Origin of the sequence: Hydrogenophaga sp., from assembly GCF_051007235.1 — a bacterium.
Taxonomy (GTDB): domain Bacteria; phylum Pseudomonadota; class Gammaproteobacteria; order Burkholderiales; family Burkholderiaceae_C; genus Hydrogenophaga.
Window position 1 is genome coordinate 1 of record NZ_JBPCSJ010000182.1, and the last position, 5,173, is coordinate 5,173.

Annotated in this window: 3 protein-coding genes; 2 read left to right on the top strand and 1 reads right to left on the bottom strand. The window is 68.2% G+C overall.

Going from position 1 to position 5,173, the window contains the following annotated elements:
* Positions 1-2,117 (top strand): DNA polymerase III subunit alpha (gene dnaE, locus ACR2JA_RS06480; protein ID WP_434008287.1); only part of this gene is annotated, 2,117 nt, incomplete at its 5' end.
* 118 nt (positions 2,118-2,235) lie between these two features.
* Positions 2,236-4,461, top strand: coding sequence for an ATP-binding protein (locus ACR2JA_RS06485; RefSeq protein ID WP_434008288.1), 2,226 nt, complete (start codon positions 2,236-2,238; stop codon positions 4,459-4,461).
* Between the two features lie 34 nt (positions 4,462-4,495).
* Here the strand turns inward: ACR2JA_RS06485 and tolA are convergent.
* Positions 4,496-5,173 (bottom strand): cell envelope integrity protein TolA (gene tolA / locus ACR2JA_RS06490; RefSeq protein WP_434008289.1); only part of this gene is annotated, 678 nt, incomplete at its 5' end.

The following is a 5,173-nucleotide window of genomic DNA, read 5'->3' on the forward strand; positions in this document are numbered from 1 at the left end:
CGCTGCAACTGCCGCCGCCTGACAAGAAAAGCGACAAGTATGTTTACGCCACCGAGGCCGAGCCGATTCTGGCCGAGCGCATTGAGCGTGAAGAAGACGTCAAGACCCTGATCGAGCTGGCGCAGAAGCTCGAAGGCATGACCCGCAACATCGGCATGCACGCCGGCGGCGTGCTGATTGCTCCGGGCAAGCTCACCGATTTCTGTCCTCTCTACCAGCAACCTGGCAGCGAGTCGGCGGTGAGCCAGTACGACAAGGACGACGTCGAAGCCATCGGACTGGTGAAGTTCGACTTTCTGGGCCTGGCGACGCTGACCATCCTGGAGATCGCGCGCGAGTTCATCATGAAACGCCACAAGGGCCAGGAGAACTTCCGCTTCGAGGACATCCCGCTGGACGACAAGGCGGTCTATGCGCTGTTCTCCAAGGGCCAGACCGAAGCCGTGTTCCAGTTTGAAAGCCGCGGCATGCAGGGCATGCTGCGCGACGCCAAACCCAGCCGCCTGGAAGACCTGATCGCCCTGAACGCGCTGTACCGACCGGGCCCGATGGACCTGATCCCCAGCTTCGTGGCGCGCAAGCACGGGCGCGAGGTGGTGGAGTACCCGCACCCGCTGGGGGAGCCGGTGCTGGCCGAGACCTACGGGATCATGGTCTACCAGGAGCCGGTGATGCAGACCGCCCAGGTGCTGGGCGGCTACAGCCTGGGCGGCGCCGACATGCTGCGCCGGGCCATGGGCAAAAAGAAGGCCGAAGAGATGGCCGAGCACCGCGCCATCTTCCGCAAGGGTGCGGCCGAAAAGGGCATCGGCCAGGAGAAGGCCGACGAGGTGTTCGACCTGATGGAGAAGTTCGCGGGCTACGGCTTCAACAAGTCGCACGCCGCCGCCTACTCGCTGCTGGCGTACCACACGGGCTGGCTCAAGGTCCACTACACGGCCGAATTCTTCTGCGGCAACATGACCGTGGAAATGGACAACACCGACAAGCTCAAGGTGTTGTGGGAAGACGCGCTGAAGATGGGCATGGCCTTCGAGCCGCCCGATGTGAACCGCGGCGGCTACCGCTTCGAGCCGGTGACCGACAAGCTGATCCGCTACGGCCTGGGTGCGGTCAAGGGCACGGGCCAGCTGGCGATTGAAGCCATCGTCGCGGCACGCGAAGGCCGCGGCGAAGGCCCCAATGGCGATGAGAAGGGACCGTTCACCAGCCTGTTCAACTTCTGCCTGCGGGTGGACCGCCAGCGCATCAACAAGCGCACGGTGGAAGCGCTGATCAAGGCCGGCGCTTTTGACGCGATCCACCGCAATCGGGCCGAGCTGCTGGCCTCGGTCGACGTGGCGTTTGAGTACGCCGCCACCTCGCAGGCCAACGCCAACCAGGGCGGCCTGTTCGACATGCTGGGCGGTGACGACCACGGGTCGAGCACGCAGGAACCGGCCTATGTGGCCACCACCCCCTGGGGTGTGAAGGAACTGCTGACCTACGAAAAGACGGCCATCGGTTTCTATTTCTCGGGCCACCTGTTCGACGAGGTGGGCGCCGAGGTGCGGCGCTTCGCCCGCACGGCGCTGAGCGACGTGAAGGAAAGCCGCGACCCTGTGATCCTGGCCGGCATCGTCTCGGTCTTCCGCGTGATCAACGGCCAGCGCGGCAAGCTCGCCTTCTTCAAGATCGACGACAAGAGCGGCGTGCTCGAAGTCAGCGCCGACGAGAACCTGATCAACCTCTACCGCAACCTGCTCAAGGACGACGAGCTGGTGATCGTGCAGGCCACGGTGCAGCCCGACCGCTTCTCGGGCGGCCTGCGGCTGAAGATCCAGCAGATCTGGGACCTGGCCGCGGCGCGCTGCCGTTTCGGCAAATACCTTCGCGTGGCGGTCAACGGCACCGCGCCGGCGGTGGCCGCGCTGGTGCGCGAGTTTCCGCCCAAGCGCGAACTGACCGACCAGGGCGAACTGGTGCGCGGTCTGCCGGTGCGGCTGGCGGTGCAGCGCGAAGGCGCCCGCTGCGAACTGCAGCTGGACGACCGGGCGCTGTTCTTCCCCACCGACGCGGCCCTGGCCAGCTGGACGGCGCAGGCACACGAGCGCAAGGCCGAGATCGTGTTCGACTGACCGTCCGGTCGGTGCCGCGCGGCGCGCACGCCGTGGACCGTTGCACCGTGAACGAAGTCGCACCCGTCGCGGGTTTTCCCTCAAGTAAGCTGCTGCCGTGCCGAAGGGAAGATCAACCATGAAACTGCAACACAAAGCCTGGGCGCTGGTGCTCATCGTCGTCGGGCTGTGCGCGGGCGGGGCCATGCTGGGGGCGCGGCACATCGTGGGCGCCTCGTTCGAGAAGATCGAAACCGAGCGTGCCGAGCGCGAAGGCGAGCGCGCCCGCCGGGTGCTCAACCAGCAGGTGCTGGCCCTGGCCGCCACCGCGCGCGACTACGCGTTCTGGAGCGACGCCGTGGACTTTGTCCAGGGGCGCAAGCCGTCGTTCATGGCCGACAACTTCGATGTCGAGAACCTGGGTTACCTGCGCATTTCCGAGGTGCTCGTGTTCGACGCCCGTGGCCGTGTGCTGTCCGGCGTGGCGCGCCGCGAGGGCGATGCCCGCCTGCAACCCGTCTCGGCCGAGCGGCAGCTGTCGCTGCGGCCGCTGGTCACGCCGGTGCTGGCTTCGGCCGACCCCAAGACCGTGCTGCAGACGCTGCGCGTGGTCGACGGCCAGCTGGAGCTGCTGGTGGTGGCCGCGGTGCACCACCCGGACCATGCGGCGCAGGGCCTGCAAGGCGCCATCGCCATGGTCCGCCGCCTCGATCAGGCAGAACTCGACCGATTGGCCGACGTGCTGATGATGCCCACGCGCCTGGCGTTCGATCTGCACGGCGCCGCCGATCAGGACTTTCACCACACCGTGCTGGACGAGCAGAGCGAAGAGCTGCACGCCGTGCTGCGCGATCACCAGGGCCAGCCCGTGGCCGAACTGGTGTTGCAGATCGATCGCCGCCTGCACCAGCAGGGCCAGGCCCTGGCCTGGACCGGCATGGGGCTTGCCGCGCTGGCTGGCGTGCTGGCCGCCAGCTTGCTGGTGCTGCTGCTCGACCGCCTGTTGCTGCGCCGCCTGCAGGGTCTGCATGCCGACCTGACCCGCATCACGCGGCAAGGACCGAACGACGCCGCGCCGGCGCGTGGGGGTAGTGACGACGAGCTGGGCCAGCTGGCCGACGGCATCAACGGCCTGCTGGCGCGCGTGCGACAGGACGTGCAGGCCCAACAAGAAGCGCACGCGCAGCAGGAAGCGCTGCAGATCCAGCTGATGCAGAGCCAGAAGACCGAAGCCCTGGGCCGCCTGACCGGCGGGATCGCGCACGACTTCAACAATTCGTTGGCCGCCATCACCGGCTGGGTGCGCCTGGCCGACGAAGACCTGGACCGCGACCACCCCAGCAGCGACGCGCTGCAGCAGGCCCTGAAGGCCACGCGCTACGCCGACGGCCTGATGCGCCAGCTGCTGGCCTTTGGCCGCCAGACGCCGCCCAAGCTGCGCCGCCTGCACTGGACCAGCCTGATCGAGGAGACCCGGCAGCTGGTGGCCTCGGGCCTGACCAAGAGCTGCGAGCTGGTCGTGGACTACCGGGTGGACGACGACGAGGTCGACGCCGATCCGACGCAGCTGCAACAGGTGCTGGTGAACCTGTTGATCAACGCCTCCGACGCGATGCAGGGCAAGGGCCGCATCGAACTGGCGCTGTCCGCGCTGGAACTGCCGTTGCAGGCCGGCCAGACCCTGCCGGCCGGAGCACACGAGCTGCCCGACGGCCGCTATCTGGTGTTGTCGGTGTGCGACCACGGACCGGGCGTCCCGGCCGATCACCTGGGCCGTGTGTTCGACCCCTTCTTCACCACCAAGGGCAAGGGCCGCGGCACCGGGCTGGGCCTGTCGGTGGCGCAGGGCATCGTGCTGCGCCACCACGGCGGCATCGGGGTGAACAACCGGCCGGAGGGTGGGGCCTGTTTCCACATCTACCTGCCGGCCAGCCAGCGTGACGTGGCGGTGGACCCGATCACCAAGCCCGATGGCGGGCCCGGCCAGGGACGCCACGTGCTGTTCGTGGACGACGACCAATTGGTACGCCACGCCTGGAGCGCGCTGCTGGAGCGCCAGGGCTGGCAGGTGACCCGGGCGCGCGACGGCGAAGAGGGATGGGCCCAGTTCTCACAGACCGAAAAGCACTTCGACCTGGTGCTGACCGACCAGTCCATGCCCCGGCTGGACGGTGTCGGGCTGGCCCGGCGCATCCGCGAAGCCTCGGCGTCCACCCCGATCATCCTCATCAGCGGTCACGTCAATGAAGTGGACGCATGCGACCAGCAGACCCTGTTCAACGCCGTGCTGCACAAGCCGGTGGACACGAACGACCTGGGTCGCGTGATGCAGGACGTGCTGGCCACGGGCTCCACACGGTATTGACCGGAGCCCCCACGCTCCGCCGCTGCGCCTCCGCTCAGTCCTGCGGACGCAGGCCGATGATGAGGGCGGGCGGCACACGCCCGTCGGTGTCGCGGGGCAGGGTGGCGGTGCGGTCGATGGCCTTGAGCACGGCTTCGTCCCAGTCGGCGTTGCCGCTGCTCTTGACGATGCGCCGGCCCACGATGGTGCCGTCGGGCAGGGTGCGCACCTCGACTTCGGCGCGCGGGTTGCCGGTGACGGTTTCGGTGAACACCACGTTGGGCTTGATGCGCGCGGCCACACGTGCACCGTAGCCCGCAGACGGTCCGGCCGACTGCTGTGCTGAACCCGTTGCCTGCGGCGCGCCGCTGGCGCCGGCCTGGCCCAGCATCCGTCGGATGTTCTCTTGCCGCTGTCGCTCGGCGGCCTCTTCGCGCTCACGCTTCTCGTCGGCAGCCTTCTTGTCGGCAGCCAGTTTCTGTTCCTGCTGGCGCTTCTTGTCTGCCGCAGCCTTGTCCGCGGCGGCTTTCTCCGTCAGCGCTTTCTGGCGCGCTTCTTCGAGCGCGCGCTGTTCCAGCTCTTTTCTCTGCTGAGCGCGTTGCGTGGCGATCTGCACCTCGCTGGGGCCGGGGGGGGGCGGGGCAGGGCGCGGTTCGGGCCGCACCTCGGGCGCGGGTGCGGGCGGGGCGGGTGGTGGTGCTTCGGCACGCGGTGCGGCCTGCACCGGCAGGCG

Coding starts and splice junctions, on each gene's coding strand:
- ACR2JA_RS06485 (WP_434008288.1), top strand. CDS start 2,236: ATGAAACTGCAACACAAAGCCTGGGCGCTGGTGCTCATCGTCGTCGGG.